Below are 22,605 nucleotides of genomic sequence, written 5' to 3'. Positions count from 1 at the left end.
CCCATTTCCACATGTTCTGGGGGAACCCCTTTGTCCGCGCCCGAAAACGCGCCGTCGGCCGCTCCGGCCGACCCGCCGTCCGTTCCCGAGGGGGCTTCCGCGCCCGAGGGGACACCCGTGCCCGACGCGCCGTCCACGGCGGCCGGCGCCGTGGCCGCATCCCGGCCGGAGCCCGAATCCGGCCCGCGGCCCGGGCCCGCCGCCTCGCCCGGTGCGCCGGCCGGTGCGCCTGCCGATGCGCTCGCCGATGCCTCCGCCGCTGTACCGGCCGAGGTGCCGCAGGGGCCCGAGGCGTCCGCCGGCGCCCGCCGGCTGCCGCGTGCGGCCGGTGTCGCCCTGGCCGCGTTCGCGCTGCTCGCGGTGACCGCGACCAGCGCCGCCGTCACGGTGGCGGTCGGCCGGCCGGACGCCCGGACGGCGGTCGCGCAGGGGGCCCCGTCCCCGGCCGCGGCCTCCGCCACCCCGTCCGCCGCGCCGTCGCCCTCGGCGTCCCCGTCCCCGTCCCCCGTGGTGACGCTCACCACGCCGCCCGCACCCGCGCCCAAGCCGAGCAGCACCCTGCACGGCACGGTCAACGGCAGCACCCACGGCGGCGACCTCCGCTACTTCTTCGCGCCCATTCCCGACGGCGCCGAATCCTTCGGCCCGGCCGACGGCTTCAAGATGACCGACGAGGACATCGCCGCGGAGTACGAGGGCCAGAAGAACATCATGTCCATCCTCGGGTCGTACGGGTACAAGGAATCCGCGGAACGCTCGTACCGGACGGCCGACGGAAAGGCCAATGTCCGGATCCGGCTGATGCGCTTCTCGAACGCGGGCAACGCCGCGGAGTTCGCCAAGGGCGCCACCTTCTCGGAGAGCGAGAGCATCGACGTCAGCGGCGTCCCGGGGGCTCGTGGCTTCCTGTTCAAGCCCGAGCAGAAGGCCTACACCGGCGCGATGGTCGGCATCGCCAGCAAGGGCGATGTGGAGTTCGAGATCACCGTCGAGGTGAAGGGCGACCCCGACAAGGCCGTGCTCGGTGACGTGATGAAGCGTCAACTCGACCGTCTGTCCTCCGGCGGCTGAGCCTCCGCTTCCCTCTCCTCCCACTTCCTGGAGCCACCTCGTGAGCAACGAGCCCGTGGAGCCGTCGCCGGCCGACGCGCCTCCCCCCGCCGCCGTACCGCCGGCCGACCGGCCGGACATCACCGCGTCCGCCACCGCCTCAGCGACTCCCGTCGCGACGGACGCTGTCGCGCCTGACGCCACCGAGTCCACCGAGTCCACCGAGTCCACCGAACCTGTCGAACCCGCCGAGCCCGTGGCACCCGCTGAGCCCGTGGCACCCGCCGAACCCGTGGCTGCGCCCGCGCCGCCGGTCGCGGTCAGTCCCTGGGCCGCGCCGGGAACGGCCGCCGCCGCGTACGCCCTCCCCGACGAGGAGCCGGCCACCGCCCCTGACGGGGCCCCCGTCGCGGGCCCGCCCGCCGTGGACGTCCTGGTGGCGGGCGGTGACGTGACCGCGCCGCCGGCCCGGGTGCGCCGGCCGCGTCCCGTCCTGCTGCTGACCTCCGCGCTGGTGCTCGGCCTGCTGCTGGGCGGTGGCGCCGGGTACGTGATCCAGGCGGGTCGCCCGCCGACGCCGCTGCCGCCCCTCCAGGTGGCGCTGCCCAGCTACCCGGCGGCCGTGCTCGACGCGGCGGCCGCCGCCGAGGCCGCACCGAAGCCGCTGGCGATCGACGGCGACCTGCGCAAGCTGGTGCTGGAGCGTCCGGGCGGCACCGAGGCCTGGGGGGACAACCCGGACGTCCCCAGCTGGATCACCGTCGGTGAGCTGGCCGAGCGCACCGGGGAGGCCAAGCGGACGTTCGCCGACTTCAACCGGGACGGCTTCCGCCGCGCGGCGGGCGTCGACTGGAAGCAGGGCGGGACCAGGTACCGGGTGACGCTGCTGCAGTACGGCCCGGACGACGCCGACCGGGCCCTCGCCGAGGCGCGGGGCATGCACGGCGCCGCCGCCACCAAGTTCGCCGACGGGGTCAACGGCGGCTACCAGGTCGAGTCCGAGCCCGAGAACTGGGCCGAGAGCACCGAGAAGTACTACTACGGCTCTGCCGTCGCGCGGCGCGGCACCGTGGTGATGGAGATCGAGGTCTTCGCACCGCAGCCGGTGGACGCCGCCGCACTCAAGGATCTCGCCAAGAAGCAGTGGGAGCGGCTGGCATGAGCGACACCACCGTGGGCCCGGTCCCGTCCGACGCGGCCGACACGCCGCCGAACGACGCGGCCCCGACGCCCGGCCTGCTGGCCGAGCAGGACCCAGCACCGGCCGGCACCCCGGCGACCCCGCCCGGCCCGGACGCCGCCCCGGCCCCGGCCCCGGCCGCCACCGGGCACCCGGACCCCGGTGGGGCCCCGGCGCTCCCGGACGCCGGTCCCCACCCCGCCCCCGGCCAGGCGCCGTACCCCGGCCCGGGCCTGCTGCCCCTCGGCACGACGCCGCCGGCCGCCCCGCGCGGCACCGGCAGCCGGATCCTGCGCGGCGCCGCCGCGACCGTGGCCGCCGCGCTGGTCGGCGTGGTGATCGGCGTGGGCATCATCGAGGTCCGCTACGACGACCCCGCACCGGCCGCCGCCGGTCCGGCCGTCGGTCCGGCCCCGGCCCCGTCGCCGAGCCCGACCGCCTTCGGCGCCAAGTCCAACGGCAACCACTTCGGCGGGCTGCGCGACCTGCTGCTGCCCGTCCCGGCCGGGTTCGCCCTCGGCCCCGACTACGGCAGCTACGGCAACGACACCGAACTGACCGCCGAACAGCTGGCGGCCGAGGTCGACGAGGGCGTCAAGGACGTGCCCGCCGACAAGCGGGAGCGGGTCAAGCAGTACTGGAACGGACTGCACGTCAAGGGCACCGGGGTCCGGACCTTCAAGTCCTCGGCGGGTGATCTGGTGGCCAGCCTCAAGCTCCGTCAGTTCAACCAGCAGGAGGTGCAGAAGGAGAACGAGTACACCGCCATCTTCACCGGCGACACCGGCCTGTTCCGGACCGGTCCGGAGATCCCGGGCCACCCCGAGGCGCACTGCTACCTGATGCCCGTCCCGCCCAGCGCCCAGATCGACTACCTGGAGTGCTCCGCCGCCGAGGGCGACCTGCTCGTCGTCATGGACGTCGAGGGCGTGGCTCAGCTGCCCAAGGACAAGATCGTCAGCCTCTTCACCGCGCAGCTCGACCGGCTCGCCAGCCCTGGAGCGTCAGCATGACCGACAGCATCGCCCCGGCGGGGAACCCGCCCACCCCGGCGGGGAACCCCGCCGCTCAGGCCCCCGCCCCGGCCGCCCCGGGCTGGGGGAGCGCCGCCCCCGCGACGGCCATCGTCCTGGAGGACGCCCCGGGGCCGGCCGGGCCGGCCGACCTCTGGGCCTCCCCCGGCTTCGCCCACGGCCCGTTCGGACCGGCCGAGACCGACGAGGAGCGCCTGCAGCGCATCCGGCGCCGGCGCCGCACACTGCTGCGCCGCGGCGCCGCCGCGCTCGTCCTGGTGGTCGCGGGCTCGGCCGGCGCCTACGCGGTGACCCTCCCGGACCGCACCGACATCCCCGGCCTGGCCACGCCCAAGGACGGCCGCTACACCTTCCCGGTGCTGGCGCTGCCGCCGCTGCCCTCCGGCAAGCCCGCGCCGGGCGCGCCGGGCGCCGAGCTGCGCCACGAGGCGGACCTGCGCCGCCTGGTGCTCCCCGCGCCCAAGGAGGCGACCGAACCGGCCGCCGCCACCGGCAGCGCCGCACCGGCGGCCTCGCCGTCGACCACCGCCACCGCCACCGCCTCGGGCCCGGCGACCGCCTCGCCCGCGGCCGTCCCGGCCGGGCCCGCCCCGGCCCAGTGGGCGGCCTGCGACGACCTGGCAGCCGAACTGGCCCAGGCGGAGACGCTGAAGTCGGACCTGATGGCGAACGCCTGCCGGGCCGGCGTCGTCCGGGAGTGGACGGCGACCGACGGGACGAAGACCCGGATCCGGCTGCTGCGCTTCGGCTCCCGCGAGGAGGCCTCCAACGTCTCCAACTCGCTGTGGCTGACGAGCGAGCTCAAGGGCGCGGGCAAGCTGGAGCTCGAAAAGGACGCCAAGGGCCTGCCCACCACGATCGGCGTCGGAGCCCAGCTCCGGCACAACGGTGACGAGAAGGCCGGCAAGCCCGACACCACCCGGGCCGGCTACCTGCTCGCGGGCGACGTGCTGGGCCTGATCGTGATGACCAACCCGGCGGGCGTGCCGCTGCCGGCCTTCCACCAGGTCGTCCTGCTGCAGTCCGACCTGCTGGCCTGAGGCCGGGACGGGGTACGGGCCGCCCGCCGGCCGGTCCGTACCCGATCCGTCCCGTCCTGTGCCGGTCCGGCCCCCTAGGGGACCGGTGAGCCGCCGTCATCCCGGAGTACCGCAAAGGGTCGTCATTCCAGCCCATGTCCAGCGCGGCCCCCGGCCACTACCTTGTGAGCGTGTCCACTGTCATCAAGACGGACGGCCTCACCAAGAGGTTCCCCCGGGTCACCGCCCTCGATCAGCTCACCGTAGAGGTGCAGCCCGGGGTGGTCGGCCTGGTCGGGGCGAACGGCGCGGGCAAGTCCACACTCATCAAGATCCTGCTGGGGCTGGCCCCGGCCACCTCCGGCACCGGACAGGTCCTCGGCCTGGACATCGCCACCGAGGGATCGGCGATCCGCGAGCGGGTCGGCTACATGCCCGAGCACGACTGCCTCCCGCCGGACGTGTCCGCGACCGAGTTCGTGGTCCACATGGCCCGGATGGCCGGCCTGCCGGCCGCCGCGGCCCGTGAGCGGACCGCCGACACGCTGCGCCACGTCGGCCTGTACGAGGAGCGGTACCGCCCGATGGGCGGCTACTCGACGGGCATGAAGCAGCGGGTGAAGCTGGCCCAGGCGCTGGTCCACGACCCGCAGCTGGTGCTGCTGGACGAGCCGACCAACGGCCTGGACCCGGTCGGCCGGGACGACATGCTCGCCCTGATCCGCCGGGTGCACTCCGACTTCGGCATCTCCGTCCTGGTCACCACCCACCTGCTGGGCGAACTGGAGCGGACCTGCGACCACCTCGTGGTCATCGACGGCGGCCGGCTGCTGCGCTCCTCCTCCACCGCCTCCTTCACCGAGGCCACCCAGGTGCTCGCGGTGGAGGTCACGGACCACCCGGACGACGCCTCGTACGACGCCGGCGCCGCCGTCCGGGAGCGGCTCGCCGCCGCCGGGCTGACGGTCGGCGCGGACGGTCCCCGGGTGCTGCTGGTCGGCATCGAGAACGACGACACCTACGACACGATCCGCGACACCGTGGCCGGCCTGGGCCTCGGCCTGGTCCGGCTGGAACAGCGCCGGCACCGGGTCGCGGAGATCTTCACCGACGAGTCCCCGGCGCCGGCCGCCGGGCCGGCGGACGCACCCGAGGGAGGTACCGCAGATGTCGCTGCCTCCTGAGACGAGGCCGGCCGAGTCCGGCGTCATCCACGACATCGGCTACCGCGGCTACACCGGTCCGCGGCTGGGCCGCGGCTACGCCACCCGCTCGCTGTTCACCCAGGGCCTGCGCGCCGCCTACGGGCTCGGCCGCTCCGGCCGGTCCAAGGTGCTGCCGATGCTCGTGCTGGCCGTGCTGACGCTGCCGGCCGTGGTCATCGTGGCCCTCGCGATCGTGCAGGGCCGGACCGAGCTGCCGCTGGACTACCCGGCCTACCCCAGCGCCCTCGGGCTGGTCGTGGAACTCTTCGTCGCCGCCCAGGCGCCGGTGCTGATGTCCCGGGACCTGCGGTACAGCACCGTCCCGCTGTACTTCTCCCGGCCGATCACCCGCGGCGACTACGTCCGTGCCAAGTTCGGTGCGATGGTCGTCGCGATGCTGCTGCTGATGACCGCCCCGATGGTGGTGCTCTACCTCGGCGCGGTGCTCGGCGGGATGCCCTTCGGCCACAACACCGCGCACTTCCTGTACGGGCTGGCGGCGGCCGTGCTGTTCGCCCTGGTGTACTCGGCGGTCGGCCTGCTGATCGCGGCGAGCACGCCCCGGCGCGGCTTCGGGGTCGCGGCGATCATGGGGTTCCTGGTGGTCAGCCAGGGCATCGCGGTCGTCGTCCTCGGCATCGCCGGCGGCCTGGACAACCCGGTGCCGCCGGAGTCCGCGAACTGGGTCGGCCTGCTGTCGCCGGGCTGGCTGGTGGAGGGCCTGGTCACCCAGCTCTTCGGCCTGGGCTCCGCCGCCGACCTGCACGCCCCCGGCACCCTCGGCGTCACCGTGTTCGCCCTGGAGGCGGCCGTCGTCGTGGCCGGCTCGTACGGGCTGCTCCGGCGCCGCTACCGCAGCATCTGACCGACCCGAGTACTTCGAGAGGGCGCCATGGGCACCATCACCATCGACAAGGTCTCCCGCTGGTTCGGCAACGTGGTCGCCGTCAACGACGTCAGCATGACGATCGGCCCCGGCGTCACCGGCCTGCTCGGCCCCAACGGCGCGGGCAAGTCCACCCTCATCCACATGATGAGCGGCTTCCTCGCCCCCTCGGCGGGCGCGGTCACCCTGGACGGCACCCGGATCTGGCGCAACCAGGAGGTCTACCGGCAGATCGGGCTGGTCCCCGAGCGGGAGTCGATGTACGACTTCCTCACCGGGCGGGAGTTCGTCCTCGCCAACGCCGAACTGCACGGCCTGGCCGACCCGGGCGCCGCCACCGACCGGGCGCTCGGCCTGGTCGAGATGGCGTACGCCCAGGACCGGAGGACCGGCACCTACTCCAAGGGCATGAAGCAGCGGGTCAAGATGGCCTCGGCGCTGGTCCACGAGCCGGCCGTGCTGCTGCTCGACGAGCCGTTCAACGGCATGGACCCGCGCCAGCGCCTCCAGCTGATGGAGCTGCTGCGCCGGTTCGGCGCCGACGGCCGGACGGTGCTGTTCTCCTCGCACATCCTGGAGGAGGTCGAACAGCTGGCCCGGCACATCGAGGTCGTGGTGGCCGGCCGGCACGCCGCCTCCGGCGACTTCCGCCGGATCCGCCGGCTGATGACCGACCGTCCGCACCGCTACCTGGTCCGCTCCAGCGACGACCGCCGGCTCGCCGCCGCGCTGATCGCGGACGGCTCGACGGCCGGCATCGAGCTGGACCGGCAGGAGAAGGCGCTGCGGGTCCAGGCGGTCAACTTCCAGGGCTTCACCACCCTGCTGCCGAAGGTCGCCCGGGAGGCGGGCATCCGGCTGTACACCGTCTCCCCGGCGGACGAGTCGCTGGAGAGCGTCTTCTCCTACCTCGTCTCCTCCTGAACCGGTCCGCCCGTCCGCCGGTCCGCCCTGAGCCGGCCCGCTCCCGGAGCGGGCCGGACCCGGCGCCGCCCGCCCGCCCCGACCCGGTACCGTCCCGGTCACCGAAAGAAGGCCGATCACCGTGAACACGACCGTCGCCAGGCTGACCGTACGCGGCCTGCTGGGCCGCCGCCGCGGCCTCCTGCTGCTGGTCGTCCCCGCCCTGCTGCTGATCATCTCGGTGATCGCGGCGAACACCGACGGGGACAAGCACGACCTGACCGTCAAGATCCTCGGCCAGCTGTCGCTCGGCACCCTGGTGCCGATCCTCGGCCTGGTCGTCGGCACCGGCGCGATCGCCACCGAGATCGACGACGGCTCGATCGTCTACCTGCTGTCCAAGCCGCTGCCCCGGCGGCTGATCATCACCACCAAGCTGGCCGTGGCGGTCGCGGTCACCTGGGCCTTCGCCGCCGTCCCCACCTTCGTCGCGGGGCTGATCCTGTACGGGACCAAGGACGACCTGGCGCTCGCCTTCACCGTCGGCACCCTGGTCTCCGGCGCCGCGTACAGCGCGCTGTTCCTGCTGCTCGGCGTGGTCACCCGGCACGCCGTGGTGGCGGGGCTGGCGTACGCGCTGGTCTGGGAGAGCCTGGTCGGCAACTTCGTGAAGGGCGCCCGGACGCTGAGCGTGCAGCAGTGGGGCCTGTCGGTGGCCGAGGCGGTGGCCGGCGAGGGCGCGATCACGGCGGACGTGGCGCTGGGCGTGGCCGTCCCGCTGCTGGTGGTGGTCACGGTGGCGGCCACCGTGCTCGCCTCGGTGAAGCTGGCGGGGCTGACGCTGGCCGCCGAGGACTGAGGGCGCGGGCGGCGGCCGCTCCGGTGCACGGGAACGACGCGGGCCCGGGCGTGCTGCCCGGGCCCGAGGTCCGTACGGCCGGCGACGGTGGCGCGCCGTCCGCTCAGAGCGTGCGGTTGCGGCCCGCGCCCCAGCCGGCCACCGCGGCCACGCCGGCCAGCACCAGCAGCAGCACCAGCGGGGTCGTCCAGCTGCCGGTCAGCTGGTGCAGGGCGCCGGCGCCGACCGGGCCGGCCGCCGCCACCAGGTAGCCGACCGCCTGGGTCATGCCGCCGAGCTGGGCGGCGCCCGCCGCGCTGCTGGTCCGCAGCACGATGAAGGCCAGTGCCAGGCCCAGCGAACCGCCCTGGGCGACCCCGAGGACGGCGGCCGACACCCACGCGCCGGAGACCGGGGCGAGCAGCAGGACGGCGATGCCCAGGGCGTTCAGGCCGGCCATCGCCACCGCCAGGCCGCGCTGACGGGTCATCCGGCCGGCCGCGAGCGGGACCAGGAACGCGCCCGCCACCTGGACCAGGTTGCTGAACGCGAAGACCAGGCCGGCCTCCCCGCGGTCCATCCCGTGGTCGGCCAGGATCGTCGGCAGCCAGGCGACCAGGGTGTAGACCAGCAGCGAGGAGATGCCCATGAAGAGGCTGATCCGCCAGGCCAGCGGGGAGCGCCAGATCCCGTCGACCGGCCGTCCGGCCGGGGCCGCCGCCACCACGGCCCGCTCCTGGCGCGAGCGCAGGACCTGCGGGAGCCAGGCCACCGCGGCGATCAGCGCCAGTACCGACCAGGCGCCGAGCGAGGCCTGCCAGCCGCCGCCGAGCGCCTTCTCCAGCGGCACCGAGACGCCGGCCGCCAGGGTCGCGCCGACCAGCATGGTGGTGGAGTAGACACCGGTCATGGTGGCCGCCTTCGCGGGGAACTCCCGCTTGACCAGGCCCGGCAGCGAGACGTTCAGGACGGCGATCGCCACCCCGATCACCACGCAGCCCCCGTAGAGCGCGGCGATCGACGGCAGCACCCGCAGCAGGACCCCGGCGCCGAGCACCAGCACCGCGCCGAGCACCACCCGCTCGGTGCCGAAGCGCCGGGTCAGCCGGGGGGTGAGGGGCGCGCCGAGGCCCTGGAACAGCACCGGCACGGTGGTGATCAGCCCGCTCGCGGTGGAGGAGAGGCCGAAGGTCTGCTGGATCTCGCCGACCATCGGGGAGATCGCGGCCAGGCAGGCCCGCATGTTGAGGGCGACCAGCAGGATGCCGGTGAGCAGCAGCGCCGGGTGGGCGAGCCGGCTGCGGACGGGGAGCGCGGGGGTGACCAGCGGCTGCCGGGCACGGGTGACTGCCATGGAACGGGGCTCTTTCCGAGGTTGCGGGGGCGGGGAGGCGGTCGGGGGCGGCGGTGCCCCTCGGGTCACTTCCGCGCGGCGATGCTGGCGAGGAGCTGCTCGACGGCGGCGATCGGCTCGTCCAGCAGGGCACGGCAGGCGGCCTCGGCCCGGTCCGGGTCACCGCTCTCGATGGCGTCCACCAGTGCCTCGTGGGTGGCGACCACCACCTCGGGCATCTCGTGGTCGCCGAAGGCGGTCCGCATCGACTCGCGCACCGAGGCGCCGAAGTAGCGGTACACCTCGGTCAGCGCCGGGTTGTTGGCGGCCTCGACCACGGCGGTGTGGAACTCCAGGTCGTGCTCGACGGTGGCCTCGCGACCGGCCCGCTCGGGGTGCGAGGCGATCACCTCGGCCTCGCGGGCCAGGACGGCGCGCATCCGGACGATGTCCTCGGGGGTGTGCCGCAGCGCGGCCAGCCGGGCCGCCTCGGTCTCCAGCGCGGCGCGGACCTCCAGCACGTCCCGGACGCCGGAGCGCTGGACGCCCCGCAGCACGGAGGCCGGGTCGCTGCTGCTGCGGACGAAGGTGCCCTCGCCCTGCCGGGTGACCAGCATCCCGGCGTGCACCAGCACCCGGATCGCCTCCCGGACGGTGTTGCGGCCGACCTTGAGCCGTTCGGCCAGCTCGTGCTCGGTGGGGATCCGGGCGCCGACGGGCCAGCTGCCGGCCGCGAGCTGCTCGCGCAGCTGCTCGATGGTGGCGTCCACGAGCGAACGCTTGCCGGCGGCCTGCAGACTGTCGTTCGCGCTGGTCACGGTGGTCCCCTGGGGTCGTCGCGGTGGTGGCGCGGGCCGGCCCCGGTGGGGTGGCGGTCGCTCCGGCAGTCATCCTACAACTGCTTGTCCGGTCATCCTACAACCTGTTTCCGGCGGGCCGGGGAACCGCCCGGTGCCGTGTGGCGTTCCTCCGATCGGCCCCGCCGACGCGGACCAGCGCCCGCGCGTCCCGCGGGCCCGGGCCGCACCGGCGGGCCGGTGACCACCCGAAGCCGTACCTGTTCACACCGTTCGTACCCGTTTCGCATTCCGTACCCGTACCCGCCCCGAAGCCCGCACCCGTGCGGATCCCACACCCAAGGAGAGCACCCGCATGGTGTTCAAGAAGCTCCTCGGCGCCCTCGGCGTCGGCGGCCCCGGCGTCGACACCGTCCTGTCCACCCCCGTGGTGCTGCCCGGCGGGCTGCTCCAGGGGCAGGTCAACCTGACCGGCGGCACCGTCCCCGCCGACATCGCCGGCATCACGCTGACCCTGGTCGCCCGGGTGGAGATCGAGCACGAGGAGGGCGAGAGCACCGGGCTGTACCCGTTCGCCCGCTTCTCGGTCACCCCGCCGCTGCACCTCGCCGCCGGCGAGAACCGCAGCATCCCGTTCGCCTTCCCGGTGCCGTACGAGACCCCGGTGACCGCCGTCGCCGGGCAGCGGCTCTCCGGCATGGCGCTCGGCGTCCGCACCGAGGTGGACATCAGCGGCGCCCTCGACAAGGGCGACTCCGACCCGCTGGACGTCGAGCCGCTGCCCGTCCAGCGCGGGCTGCTGGACGCCTTCCTCGCGCTCGGCTTCCGCTTCCGCTCCGCGGACCTGGAGGCCGGCCACATCCGCGGCACCGGCCAGAGCCTGCCGTTCTACCAGGAGATCGAGTTCTCGGCCGCGCCGCAGTACGCGCACGCCTGCAACTCGGTCGAGGTGACCTTCATCGCCGACCCGCACCGGGTGGAGGTCGTCCTGGAGGCCGACAAGCGCGGCGGCATCTTCGGCCACGGCGGCGGTGACGTGATCCGGACCCACGTGGTGGAGCACTCCGCCGCCGGCCAGGACCTCACCGCGCTGGTCGACGGCTGGGTCCGCGCGGCCCTCTGAGCCCGGCCCGGCTCCACGGGCGAACGGGAGTGCCCGCCGGTACCGACCGGCGGGCACTCCCGTTCCTGCCGTCCGGCGGGACGTCGCCGGGCGGGGCCGGGATCAGCCGCCGGCGCCGTAGGTGGTGTTGGCGCAGATGTCGTCGTCGGCCGAGCGGGCCTCCGCGGTGACGCTGGTGGGCAGCGGCGGCGGCTCGGTCGGGCTCGTGGCGGTGCCCGGCGTGCCGGTGGTGGCGTTGGCGGCCGCGTAGTCCTTGCCCAGGACGAGGCTGATGCCCGCCGCGCTGGTGGTGACGGTGGTGGCGCCGGGGAACAGCGCCGCGACCTTGTCCGCCTTGGCCTTCATGCCGGGGCCGTACTCCACCACGGTGGTGGTGTGGGTGGTGGAGGAGGCGGTGGCCACCTTGGTGACGGTGAACTTCGACGCCTTGAGCGTCTCGCTCGCCTTGCCGGCCATGCCGGAGGCGGTGGTGCCGTTGTAGACGGCGACCTTGATGCCGGTGCCGTCGGTGTCGGCCGCCGGGGCCGCCGGGGCCGCGGCGGGCGGCGCCGAGGTGGCCGGTGCGGCGGGGGAGGCCGCCGCGTCGGGCTGCTGGCCGGTGGCGTCCTGGCCGTCGATGGTGCGGTCGGCCTTCAGGGTCGCCCACAGGTTGTCCACCGCCGGGTGGACCAGCTCGATCCGGCCGGTGTGGGTGGTGCTGAACACCCAGGGCGCGGTGATGAACTTCAGGTCGTGCATGTCGATGTTCTTCATCGACAGGGCGAACGAGAGCAGCTTGTCCGCGGTGCTGAGGTCCGGGTCGACGGTCATCGACTTGGTGGCGGCGTCGGCCAGCGGCAGCAGGGTGGTCGGGCTCAGGCCCTGCTTCTTCACCTTGGAGATGAGCGAGCCCATGAACGCCTGCTGGCGCTTCATCCGGCCGATGTCGGAGCCGTCGCCGATGCCGTGCCGCAGCCGGACGTAGTCCAGGGCCTGCTTGCCCTGCACGGTCTGCTGCCCCTTCTTGAAGACCTCGGCGCCCTTCTTGGGGAGCTTCTCGTTCAGGTCGTTCTCGTAGATGGCGTTCGGCAGGCAGACGTCCACGCCGTTCACCGCGGCGGTCATCGCGGCGAAGCCCTCGAAGTTGACCTCGATGGTGTGGTCCACCCGGATGCCGGTCAGCTTCTCCACGGTGTTCTGCGTGCAGGCCGGGTTGCCCTCCTCGGAGTTGCCGGTGGAGAAGGCCGAGTTGAACATCTGGTTGGTGAGCTCCTTGCTCCACTTCCCGTTCGGGAGCTTGCAGGAGGGGATGGTCACCAGGGCGTCGCGGGGGATGGAGATGCCGACGGCGTGCTTGTGGTCGGCGTAGACGTGCAACAGGATCGTGGTGTCCGAGCGGGCGCCGCCCTCGTCGCCGCCGCCGAGGTCGCTGTTGTTGCCGCTGCGGCTGTCGGACCCGATCAGCAGGACGTTGACCGGCTTGTTGCCGTTGGCGTCGGCCTGGGTCTCGGGCGGGCGGTCGGCGCTGATCGCGTCCGGGTCGAAGGTCTTGATGTTGCCGTTGAGCTTCAGGTACAGCGCGCCGCCGGCGGCGACTATCAGGACCATGGCACCGGCCGCGGTCCAGGCGATGTACTTCTTCTTGTTGCGCTTGGGCTTCCTGCCGCGCCCGCCGCCCGCCGCCCGGCCCCCGCCGGACTTGCCGTGGCCGCCGCGCCCCTGCGCCGCCCGCCGGGCCTCGGCCCGGCCGCCCGGCCTGGGAGCGGGCACGCCGGTACCGGCCGGTGTGGTGCGCACAGCACTGTCCGACCCGTCGTCACGCCACTGCCCGTCGCCCCCGTAGGGGCTTTCGTCCCACTGGCCTGACATGCGTGTACCTTTCACCGGCGGAAGCAGCACCTCGCACTGCCCCTGGGAGCACCGCACCCGGAGAGCGCCGTGTGCAAAGGAGCACCGCACCCAAAGAGACGATCGAGAACGCCCCCAGGTTGCACGGACGAGAATCGCAGGAGCGGCCGAGCGCACCGGCGGTGCTCTCGGTGGTACCTCCTACAGAGCCCCGGCCTGGGGCTGGAGCTTCAGCGGAGCATACAAACTCTTCCTGGGAGACCGGCATCCGGGTGGTGACGATCACGTTTCCCGGCGGCCGCCGCGGCCCGGCCCGGCCGGGTTCCGCCGGGGCCCTCGGGCCCGTGCGGCCGGGCCGGTGCCCGCGGATCGCGCGCCGTCAGGCTCCGGGGAAGAGCCGCTCCAGGACGACGGCCACGCCGTCCTCGTCGTTGCTCACGGTGACCTCGTCGGCCACGGCCAGCAGCTGCTCGTGGGCGTTGGCCATCGCGACGCCGTGCGCGGCCCAGCCGAACATCGGGACGTCGTTGGGCATGTCGCCGAAGGCGATGGTGTCGGCCGCGCGCAGGCCCAGGCGGCGGGCCGCCACGGCGAGGCCGGTGGCCTTGCTCAGCCCGAGCGGGAGCAGCTCCACGATGCCGGGGCCGGCCATCACGACGCCGACCAGGGCGCCGGCCACCTGGCGGGCGATGTCGGCGAGGCCGTCGTCGGTCAGGCCCGGGTGCTGGATGTAGAGCTTGCTGACCGGGGTGCTCAGCAGCTCGTCGGCGGTCACGTCGACCACCGGCAGGTCGGTGCCGATCTGCAGCGCGTACCCGGGGCCCGCCAGGACCTGGCCGTCCAGGCCGTCCTGGTTGGCGGCGACGGCGAGCGTGCCCGTCTCGGCCTCGATCTTGGCGATCGCGAGGGCGGCGAGCCGGCGGTCCAGGGTCAGCGAGGTGAGCAGCTTGTGCGCGCCCGCGTCGTAGACCTGGGCGCCCTGGCCGCAGACCGCTATCCCGGTGTAGCCGATCTCGTCGAAGACCGGGCGGGCCCAGCCGGCCGAGCGGCCGGTGACGATGACGTGCGAGGCCCCGGCGGCGGTCACGGTGGCCAGCGCGGCGCGGTTGCGCGCGGAGACGGTCTCGGCGGTGTTCAGCAGGGTGCCGTCGAGGTCGGTGGCGACCAGCCGGTAGGGCAGGTCGCCACCGGGGGAGACGGAGGCGGCGTCGGTGGTGCTCATGGGCCTTGCGTCTCCCGGGAGTTGCGTGCGTGCGGGGGCCGCGCGGGGGCGCCGCGCGGCGGTCCGGCTACTTGACGGGTTCCAGCACCGCGCGACCGCCGAGGTACGGCCGCAGCGCCTCCGGGACCACCACCGAGCCGTCGGCCTGCTGGTGGTTCTCCAGGATCGCCACGATCACGCGCGGGACGGCGACCAGGGTGCCGTTCAGGGTCGCCAGCGGGCGGACCTTGTTGCCCTCCTCGCGCACCCGGATGGAGAGCCGGCGGGCCTGGTACTCGGTGCAGTTCGAGGTGGAGGTGACCTCGCGGTACTTGCCCTGGGTCGGGACCCAGGCCTCGATGTCGAACTTGCGCGCGGCCGAGGAGCCGAGGTCGCCGGAGGCGAGGTCGATCACCCGGTAGGGCAGGTCGAGCGCGTTGAGGAAGTCCTTCTCCCACTGGAGCAGGCGGCGGTGCTCGGCCTCGGCCTCCTCCGGCGTGGTGAAGACGAACATCTCCACCTTCTCGAACTGGTGCACCCGGATGATGCCGCGGGTGTCCTTGCCGTACGTCCCGGCCTCGCGGCGGAAGCAGGAGGAGTACCCGGCGTAGCGCAGCGGGAGCTTGTCCGCGTCGATGATCTCGTCCATGTGGTACGCCGCGAGCGGGACCTCGCTGGTGCCGACGAGGTAGCGCTCGTCGTCCTCCAGGTAGTACACGTTCTCGGCGGCCTGGCCGAGGAAGCCGGTGCCGTCCATGGCGGCCGGGCGGACCAGCGCCGGGGTGATCATCGGGGTGAAGCCGGCCGCGACGGCCTGCGCGATCGCCATGTTGACCAGGGCGAGCTCCAGCAGCGCGCCGACACCGGTCAGGTAGTAGGAGCGCGAGCCGGCGACCTTGGCGCCGCGCTCGGTGTCGATCGCGCCGAGGATCTGGCCCAGCTCGACGTGGTCCTTGGGCTCGAAGCCCTCGGCCGCGAAGTCGCGCGGGGTGCCGATCTCCTCCAGGGTGACGAAGTCCTCCTCGCCGCCGATCGGGGCGGCCGGGTCGATCAGGTTCGCCAGCCGGCGGACGAGGCCGTCGGCCTCCTCCTTGGCGGCGCTCTGTTCGGCGTCGGCGGCCTTGACCTCCTCGGCCAGCGCCTTGGTGCGCTGGAGCAGGGCGGTCTTCTCCTCGCCCTGGGCCTTGGCGACCTGCTTGCCGAGCGTCTTCTGCTCGTTGCGCAGCTCGTCGAAGCGGGTGCCGGAGGACCGCCGCCGCTCGTCGGCGGAGAGGAGGGCGTCGACCAGGTCGACGTCCTCGCCACGGGCGCGCTGCGAGGCGCGCACTCGGTCTGGGTCCTCACGGAGCAGGCGAAGGTCAATCACGGGGGCAAGCCTACCGGGACGGGGCCGGGGCATCGGTACCGGTTTACCCGCCGGGGGTGGCGGGCGCCCGGCCGGCCGGGCGCGGACGCCGGTGGATCACGGCCGGGGCGGCGCGGCCGGACCGGAACTCTTCTGACACCGGGTCATTCCGGCCGGGGGATTCACGCCATTCGCCGGATCGGCGGCGTCCTGCCATCGGTCATGCTGATATGTCGCTTTCTGTCCGGTTCTCTGTCACCATACGCCGGGCTGCCGGCCGGGACGCGGGCCGGCGGGCCCGGGGGCGGCGGTGGAGCGCCCGCGGGGGCTCGTGGGGCGCGGTCCGGAGCCCGCCCGGCCCGGTGGAAGCGGCTGGGGATAACCTTCCCGATCCTGTGGATAACTCCGGTGGACAACGTTCCGGAGAGCGCTTATCCACAGGCTGCGACGAGCGCCTGTGGATCGTGGAGAACTCAAGGTTCATCCTGAGATCCACTGAGGAATTGAGGTTTCAAACCTCATTCACCCTTCTCGGGCGAGGGAATTGGTCCGCTCGGACGGGTGATTTGATGGCACAAGGGTGACTCCGGTCCGATTAGTCAACTCTGCGGCGCTAACCGATGATCTGACCAGGACTGCCAGTGGCTATACCGTTATGTCGACTAACGCCCTGGCCTGTGGATAACTCCGGGCTGTGGATACCACAGGCCGCCTGTGGATAGCTGTGGACGGGCGCCGCCGCCCGGTGGGCCTGTGGACGACGGCCCCCGGCCGGTCGGGCCGGCCGCCCGGGACGGTGGCCCGCCGGCCCGCCCGGAGCCCTCCGAAGGGCGCGGCGACCGGACGGGTGAACTCCCCGCGTGTCGAAAAACGCCGAATTGGGTCGTCGTCGATCAGAAATGATCCGGCGATGACACGGACCCGGCCGGCGCCGGTGCTGGGACGCGGCTCACCTGCCACGCCCGGCCCGGCCGGACAACCCCGGACCCGGACCCGGCCGGCTCGTACCCGGCCGGCCGCCGTCAGGCCTCGCCGCGCCCGTCCAGGCAGCGCGACAGCCAGTCCGCCGCCCGCGTGAAGTCGCTGTCCGTGGTGCCCGGCCGCTGGTACGTGGAGGGCTGCCGGTCCGCGCGCGGGTACGAGCCGAGGAAGCGCACCTGCGGGCAGATCCGCTTCAGCCCCATCAGTGCCTCGCTCACCCGGCGCTCGGCCAGGTGCCCCTCGCAGTCGATCAGGAAGCAGTAGTTGCCGAGGCCCTCGCCGGTGGGACGGGACTCGATCCGCATCAGGTTGACCCCGCGCACCGCGAACTCCTGCAGCAGCTCCAGCAGCGCGCCCGGGTGGTCGTCCGGCAGCCAGGCCACCATCGAGGTCTTGTCCAGGCCGGTGGGCGAGGAGACCCGGCCGGGCGGGCCCACCAGGACGAACCGGGTGGTCGCGTTCTCGGCGTCGTGGATCTCCTTGACCAGCGGCTCCAGGCCGTACAGCGCCGCCGCGAACTCGCCCGCGAAGGCCCCGTCGAAGCGGCCCTCCTGGACCAGCCGGGCACCGTCGGCGTTGGAGGCGGCCGACTCCCAGCGGGCGTCCGGCAGGTGGGCGGCGATCCACTTGCGCACCTGCGGCTGGGCCACCGGGTGGCTGGTGACGGTCTTGATGTCGTCCAGCGTCGTCCCGGGCCGCACCAGCAGGGCGAAGGAGATCGGCAGCAGCACCTCGCGGTAGATCATCAGCGGCGTGCCCGAGGCCAGCTCGTCGCTGGTCGCGGTGACGGCGCCCTCGACGGAGTTCTCGATCGGCACGAACGCCCCGGACGCCTGCCCCTCGCGGACCGCGTCCAGCACGGCGGGCACCGAGGTCAGCGGCACCAGCTCCCGGGTCCCCGCCTCGGGCAGGGTCCGCAGGGCCGCCTCGGTGAAGGTGCCCTCGGGCCCGAGGTAGGTGTAGCGGGTGGCCGACATTGCCGCCTCCGTACGAGAAAGGGTGCCGCGCAGGGGTCTGTGCGCAGGGTGTTGCAGAGCGGTACCAGGCTTGCCACCTTAGTCACTCCCAGGACCGGGCAACGAAGCATCCGCATGGTGGGAACGCGGACCCGCCGGCCCGGGCCGGGCCCGGGCGTCCCGCGGCCGGCACCCCGGCGGCCGCTACCGGCGGGTCAGCCCTCCAGCAGGGCCTGGCCCACGTAGCCGCCCTCCGGCGCGCCCGGCGGCACCGCGTACAGGCCGCTCGCCTCGTGCCGCAGGAAGCGGGAGAGGCCGTCCCCGCGGGCCAGCTTGCGCTGCACCGGGACGAACCCGCGCCGGGGGTCGGCCTGGAACGCCAGGAAGAGCAGCCCGGCGTCCGGGGAGCCGTCCGGCAGCGTCCCGTCGTGGTACGAGAAGCCCCGGCGCAGCATCGCGGCCCCGCCGTTGGACGCCGGGGCGGCCACCCGGACGTGGGCGTCGGCCGGCACCGCCAGGGTGCCGTCGGCGTTCTGGGCGGCCAGGTCGACGGCGGTGTGCTCGCCGCCGCCGGAGAGCGGGGCGCCGTCCGACTTGCGCCTGCCGATCACGCGCTCCTGCCGGTCCTCGGGGAGGTTCTCCCAGTTGTCCAGCAGCATCCGGATCCGGCGCAGCACCACGTACGAGCCGCCCGCCAGCCAGCCGGGCTCGTCGGCGCCGCAGAACACCTTCGCGGCGAAGTCCTGGTCCTGCGGGCGCGGGTTGTTGGTCCCGTCGACCTGGCCCATCAGGTTGCGGCCGGTCATCGGGCGGGCGGTGGCCCCGGGGGTGCGGCCGAAGCCGGTCATCTGCCAGCGCTGCGCGGCGGTGCCGGCGGCCTGCCGCTGGAGCACCCGCAGCGCGTTGAAGGCCACCAGGGCGTCGTCGGCGCCGATCTGCACCCAGAGGTCACCGTCGCTGCGGGCCCGGTCGATGGCGTCCTCGGGGAAGTCCGGCAGCGGGTCGAGCGCCCGGGGGCGGAGCCCGGCCAGGCCGGCCTTGTCGAAGAGGGTGGCGCCGAAACCGAAGGTGACGGTCAGCGAGCAGGGGCCGGCGTCGGCGGCGATCCGGCTCTCGTACTCGTCGGCGGGCTCGCCCCGGCCGAGCCGGGCGGAGGTGCCGGACCAGCGCCGGAGCAGCGTCCGCAGCTCCTCCCGGCCGGCGCCGGGCAGCAGGTCGAAGGCGGCGAGGTGGACCCGGGCCTGTTGCGGCTCGACGATGCCGGCCTGCCGGGGCCCGTGGAACGGGACCTGCCCGCCGCCGACCTGCCCGCTCCCCGGCTGCCCGGCGGACGCGGACGCGGCCGCGCCGGCCCGGCCGAGCACCGCGCCGCCCGCCGCCCCGGCGACCAGTCCGGCCCCGGCGCCGCCCAGCAGCGCGCGCCGGGAGAAGCCCGCGGCGGAGCCCGCGCCGGCGGCCGGTCCGGCCGCGGGGCCGGTCGTGCTGTTCATCCCGCTCAGCCGATCTTCAGGGACTTGGTCTCGGTGGCCTGGTCGATGTCGGAGGAGCGGACCACCACCGACACCACCCAGTTGCCGGCCAGCGGCAGCTGCGCGGTGCCCGTCCAGCGTCCGGTGCCCTCGGCCGTCAGGGCCACCGGCAGCGGCCCGAGGTCGCGGTCCGGGAGGGTGAAGGCGAGCTGCACCTCGGGCACCTCGACCGGCTGCCCGTCCGGGCCGTCCAGCTTGAGGTGCACCTCGTTGGCCCCCGCCCTGGCCGGGTTGAGGGTGACCGTGGCGGTGCCCTTGGCGTTGGGGGTCCGGCCGCCGGTGTCGTAGGGCAGCTTGAGCTCCATGGTCTGCCCGGGCACGGTCTGCGGCGCCTGCGCGCCACCGGCGGCGCCGCCCGCGGGGGCGGTGGCGGCGGGCCGGTCGGCGCCCGCCCCGACGGCCTCGGCGACCCGGCCGGGCGGGGAGTTGGTGAGCATGGTGGTGACCACCAGGACGGCGACCGCCACCCCGGCCTCGACCAGGACGGAGCGCCGCAGGCCGGCCTTGGCGGGGGTGAAGTCCCGCTCCCGGCCGGCGTTGCTGCGGGCGGCCCGCTGGCGCTCCAGCTGGGCCAGCCGGACGGGGTCCACGGGCCCGGCCGCGCCGTTCCCGGCGGCGCCGGCCGCCACCAGCTCCTCGGCGGGCCGCGCGGCCTCCGCGTCCTGGCCGGTGACGGTCGCGCCGTCCCGCTGCCCGTCGGCCGCCTCCTGGCCCGCGTCGGCCGTCCGCTCCACGGCGGCGGCCGGCTCGGCGCCGGTGGCCCGGAGCCGGGCCACCCAGGAGCGCGAGATCCAGGCCACCCCGAGCATCGCGCCCACGCAGCCGACCTTGACCAGCAGCAGCCGGCCGTACTCGGTGTCGACCAGCGCGTTCCAGCTGCCCAGCCCGCGCCAGGACTGGTAGACCCCGGTCACGGTGAGCGCCGCCACCGAACCGAAGGCGATCTTCGAGAAGCGGTCGGCGGTCGCCGCGCCGAGGCCGTGCCGCAGCCCGACCAGCAGGGTGGCCAGGCCGCCCAGCCAGAGGGCCATCGCGATCAGGTGCAGGACGCCGAACGGCAGGGCCAGCCAGACCTGGATGCCCACCGAGGCGTGGTCGGCGCCGACCCAGGTGGCGGAGAGCGCGATCGCCAGCAGCACCCCGGCGACCCCGAGGCCGATCCGGGCCTCCCGCTGCGGCCGGTCGGCGGCCCGCTCCTCCAGCCGGCGCAGCTCGTCGGCGTCGGCGTCCTCGTCGGTGCCCTCGGCGGCCTCGGTGTCCGGGCCGGTCCCGGCGTTGGCCCCGGCGACCGGGTCCGCCCCGGCGGCGCCGTCACCGCCCGGCTCCGCGCCCGCCACGGCCTTCGCCGGCACCGGGCCGCCGAGCTGGCCGACCAGCAGCGAGAGGAAGACGCCGGCGGTGGCCAGCAGCAGCAGCCGGGCGGCCAGCGCGGTGCCGATCCGTTCGTCCAGGGTGCTGCGCACCAGCGAGAGGTCGAAGGCCTGCCCGAGGCCCGAGCCGCGCTCGTAGGGCCCGCGCAGCAGCAGGACCGCGATGGTGGACACCAGCAGCGCGACCCAGCCGGTCATCAGCAGCCGCTGCACCGTGCGCACCGCCGCGCCGGCCGGCCAGCAGAGCAGCACGAACCCGGCCGCGCCCATCAGCAGCGCGAAGGCGCCGTACGCGACGGTGCGGCCGGTGCCGTAGAGGGCGGCGACCACGGTGTCGGCCTTGGCCTGCTGCAGGGCGGTGGTGGACACCGAGGTCGCCGAGGGGGCGCCGACGGAGAAGGTGAAGGCCCCGCCCACCGGGTGCGAGTCGTCCGAGACGGCGCGCCAGGCGACGGTGTAGGTGCCGTTGGCGAGTCCGCTGTTCAGGCCGACCCGGGCGGTGTTCTCGCGGCCGTCGGCGTGCCCGGGGTTGCCGGTGTCGACGGGCCGGCCGGCCGGGTCGAGGACGCGGACCGAGTCGCCGGAGAGCGAGACGCTCTCGCTGAAGGTCAGGGTGACGAAGCCCGGCGCGGTGGCGAGCACCGAGTTCTGCGCGGGATCGGTGGACTGCAGTGCGGCGTGGGCGGAGGCGGGCCCGGCGCCGGCGACCGTCAGCGCGAGCAGCGCGCCGAGGATCGAGAGCAGTCCGGTGAGCCTGCGGTGGCTGGCCTTCAGCATCTGGCGCATCCCCTAGTTTCCTGAGTCCTGCTGGCCGGGCCGGTAGGTGAGCGGCTTGACCGGCACCCGCACGGCGATGGTGCCGGACCTGGCGAAGGTCAGGTCGAGTTCGAGCACGTCACCGAGGGCGGGCTGCTTCGACCACCCCATGATCATCAGATGGGTCCCGCCCCGGGCGAGCTCCAGGGCGCCGCCGGCCGGCACGGCCAGCGGTCCGGCGCTCTCCATCGAGGTCTCCGTCGAGCGGTGCATGGTGACCGAGGATGCCCCGGGACTGCTCACCTTGACCAGCTCGTCCTCGCCGCCCGCGTTGCGCACCGTGAGGTAGCCGGCCGCCATCGCGCCGCCGGCCGGCAGCGGGATGTACGGGTCGGCGATGCTCAGCCGGGCGGCGCCGCCCGCTCCGCCCTGGTCCGGCCCCCAGGCGACCAGGATGGTTCCCGCGCCGAGCACGGTCGCCACCACGGCGCCGGTGATGGCGGTGGTCCGGAAGGAGCGGCTGCTCACGCCTGGACCCCCTGGGCGAGCAGCGGCAGGTCGTGCTGGTAGGTCTGCACCGACGTGGCGCTCAGGTAGAGCAGGTGCGCCTTGTCGTCGGGCAGGAAGGCCAGCACCTGCGCGCCGTGGGTGGAGGTGACGCTGCCGTCCTTGTTGACCACCGGGTCCTCGACCAGGATGCCGAGGGTCTTCGCGGCCGCCTTGACCTTGTCGAGGTCCCCGGTGAGGCCTGTGAAGTTCTTGCCCATCGAGTCGAGCCAGGTGCGCAGCACCTGGGGGGTGTCCCGCTGGGGGTCGGTGGAGACGAACACCACGTCGATCTTCTGCTGCTGCTCGGGGGAGAGCTTCTGCATGGCCACGCCGATGTCGCCCATGGTGGTGGGGCAGACGTCCGGGCAGCTGGTGTAGCCGAAGAACAGCAGGGTGCTGCGGCCCGCGGTCTGCTTGCGCAGGTCGTACGGCCGGCCGTCGGTGTCGTTGAGCACCAGGTCGGGCTTGTCGAAGTGCTTGCTGAGCACCGTCCCCTCGTACGGGGTGTCCTTGGCCTCCTTGGAGACCTTCGCCGGGCCGGCCGGGGCCTGGCCGCCGGAGCCGCAGGCGGTGAGGGCGAGGACGGCGGCCAGGCCGACGGCGGCCGCGCCGAGCAGCCGGGGAGCGCCGTGGCGGGCGGCGCGGGGACGCGTGGTGGTACGAGACATTGCTGGTTCCGATCGTGCGCGCTGGTCTCACCGGCCGGGCCGTACGAGGTGGGTA

At 74.3% G+C, this 22,605-nt stretch carries 19 protein-coding genes; 9 read left to right on the top strand and 10 right to left on the bottom strand.

Going from position 1 to position 22,605, the window contains the following annotated elements; genetic code table 11:
• The first annotated feature begins 273 nt into the window (after positions 1–273).
• The 8 genes from IE329_RS02405 to IE329_RS02370 all read left to right on the top strand — a co-directional run bounded on the left by IE329_RS02405 (position 274) and on the right by IE329_RS02370 (position 8,136).
• A complete protein-coding gene (locus tag IE329_RS02405) occupies positions 274–1,071 on the top strand; it encodes a hypothetical protein (protein ID WP_190209084.1) in 798 nt (265 codons plus the stop codon).
• 40 nt (positions 1,072–1,111) lie between these two features.
• Entirely contained in the window at positions 1,112–2,212 is a 1,101-nt protein-coding gene (locus tag IE329_RS02400) for a hypothetical protein (RefSeq protein ID WP_190209083.1), read from the top strand.
• Entirely contained in the window at positions 2,209–3,243 is a 1,035-nt protein-coding gene (locus tag IE329_RS02395; RefSeq protein ID WP_190209082.1) for a hypothetical protein, read from the top strand. The genes IE329_RS02400 and IE329_RS02395 overlap by 4 nt, the downstream gene beginning before the upstream one ends.
• Entirely contained in the window at positions 3,240–4,304 is a 1,065-nt protein-coding gene (locus IE329_RS02390; RefSeq protein ID WP_190209081.1) for a hypothetical protein, read from the top strand. The genes IE329_RS02395 and IE329_RS02390 overlap by 4 nt, the downstream gene beginning before the upstream one ends.
• 134 nt (positions 4,305–4,438) lie before the next feature.
• The gene (locus IE329_RS02385) at positions 4,439–5,467 is read left to right on the top strand and encodes an ABC transporter ATP-binding protein (protein ID WP_190209080.1); all 1,029 of its coding nucleotides are present in this window, start codon (positions 4,439–4,441) and stop codon (positions 5,465–5,467) included.
• A complete protein-coding gene (locus tag IE329_RS02380) occupies positions 5,451–6,353 on the top strand; it encodes an ABC transporter permease (RefSeq protein ID WP_190209079.1) in 903 nt (300 codons plus the stop codon). Before IE329_RS02385 ends, IE329_RS02380 begins: the two co-directional genes overlap by 17 nt.
• A 27-nt stretch (positions 6,354–6,380) precedes the next feature.
• Positions 6,381–7,298: an ABC transporter ATP-binding protein gene (locus IE329_RS02375; protein WP_190209078.1), complete on the top strand. Its 918-nt coding sequence runs from the start codon at positions 6,381–6,383 to the stop codon at positions 7,296–7,298.
• A 121-nt stretch (positions 7,299–7,419) separates the two neighbouring features.
• Positions 7,420–8,136, top strand: coding sequence for an ABC transporter permease (locus tag IE329_RS02370; protein ID WP_190209077.1), 717 nt, complete (start codon positions 7,420–7,422; stop codon positions 8,134–8,136).
• Positions 8,137–8,239: 103 nt separating this feature from the next.
• On the opposite strand, the gene IE329_RS02365 is transcribed toward IE329_RS02370, so the two are convergent.
• Both IE329_RS02365 and IE329_RS02360 read right to left on the bottom strand, forming a co-directional pair.
• On the bottom strand, positions 8,240–9,469 hold the full coding sequence (locus IE329_RS02365; protein WP_190209076.1) for a CynX/NimT family MFS transporter: 1,230 nt from the start codon (positions 9,467–9,469) through the stop codon (positions 8,240–8,242).
• Positions 9,470–9,534: 65 nt separating this feature from the next.
• Positions 9,535–10,266, bottom strand: a complete 732-nt coding sequence (locus tag IE329_RS02360) for a FadR/GntR family transcriptional regulator (protein WP_229927110.1) — start codon at positions 10,264–10,266, stop codon at positions 9,535–9,537.
• A gap of 334 nt (positions 10,267–10,600) precedes the next feature.
• Between IE329_RS02360 and IE329_RS02355 the strand changes: the two genes are divergently transcribed.
• Positions 10,601–11,368 (top strand): sporulation protein, encoded by a 768-nt coding sequence (locus IE329_RS02355; protein WP_190209075.1) that lies wholly within the window; start codon positions 10,601–10,603, stop codon positions 11,366–11,368.
• A 102-nt stretch (positions 11,369–11,470) separates the two neighbouring features.
• Here IE329_RS02355 and IE329_RS02350 read toward each other — a convergent pair whose 3' ends face one another.
• The 8 genes from IE329_RS02350 to IE329_RS02315 all read right to left on the bottom strand — a co-directional run bounded on the left by IE329_RS02350 (position 11,471) and on the right by IE329_RS02315 (position 22,550).
• On the bottom strand, positions 11,471–13,216 hold the full coding sequence (locus IE329_RS02350) for an LCP family protein (protein WP_190209074.1): 1,746 nt from the start codon (positions 13,214–13,216) through the stop codon (positions 11,471–11,473).
• 358 nt (positions 13,217–13,574) lie between these two features.
• Positions 13,575–14,417 (bottom strand): HAD family hydrolase, encoded by an 843-nt coding sequence (locus IE329_RS02345; RefSeq protein WP_190209073.1) that lies wholly within the window; start codon positions 14,415–14,417, stop codon positions 13,575–13,577.
• A 67-nt stretch (positions 14,418–14,484) separates the two neighbouring features.
• Positions 14,485–15,762, bottom strand: a complete 1,278-nt coding sequence (gene serS / locus IE329_RS02340; protein ID WP_073925050.1) for a serine--tRNA ligase — start codon at positions 15,760–15,762, stop codon at positions 14,485–14,487.
• Positions 15,763–16,763: 1,001 nt separating this feature from the next.
• Complete coding sequence (gene pheA, locus IE329_RS02335; protein WP_190209072.1) at positions 16,764–17,699, bottom strand: prephenate dehydratase; 936 nt, start codon at positions 17,697–17,699, stop codon at positions 16,764–16,766.
• A gap of 194 nt (positions 17,700–17,893) precedes the next feature.
• A complete protein-coding gene (gene efeB, locus IE329_RS02330; protein ID WP_190209071.1) occupies positions 17,894–19,168 on the bottom strand; it encodes an iron uptake transporter deferrochelatase/peroxidase subunit in 1,275 nt (424 codons plus the stop codon).
• 5 nt (positions 19,169–19,173) lie between these two features.
• On the bottom strand, positions 19,174–21,363 hold the full coding sequence (locus tag IE329_RS02325; protein WP_308438323.1) for a copper resistance CopC/CopD family protein: 2,190 nt from the start codon (positions 21,361–21,363) through the stop codon (positions 19,174–19,176).
• A 3-nt stretch (positions 21,364–21,366) separates the two neighbouring features.
• Positions 21,367–21,861, bottom strand: coding sequence for a copper chaperone PCu(A)C (locus IE329_RS02320; RefSeq protein WP_190209070.1), 495 nt, complete (start codon positions 21,859–21,861; stop codon positions 21,367–21,369).
• Positions 21,858–22,550 (bottom strand): SCO family protein, encoded by a 693-nt coding sequence (locus IE329_RS02315; RefSeq protein WP_190209069.1) that lies wholly within the window; start codon positions 22,548–22,550, stop codon positions 21,858–21,860. The genes IE329_RS02320 and IE329_RS02315 overlap by 4 nt, the downstream gene beginning before the upstream one ends.
• Positions 22,551–22,605 lie beyond the last annotated feature (55 nt).

The sequence above is a fragment of the Kitasatospora indigofera genome (assembly GCF_014655955.1).
GTDB classification, from domain to species: domain Bacteria; phylum Actinomycetota; class Actinomycetes; order Streptomycetales; family Streptomycetaceae; genus Kitasatospora; species Kitasatospora indigofera.
Note: the sequence above shows the minus strand (reverse complement) of the source record. Positions and strands in the feature narration are given on the sequence as shown.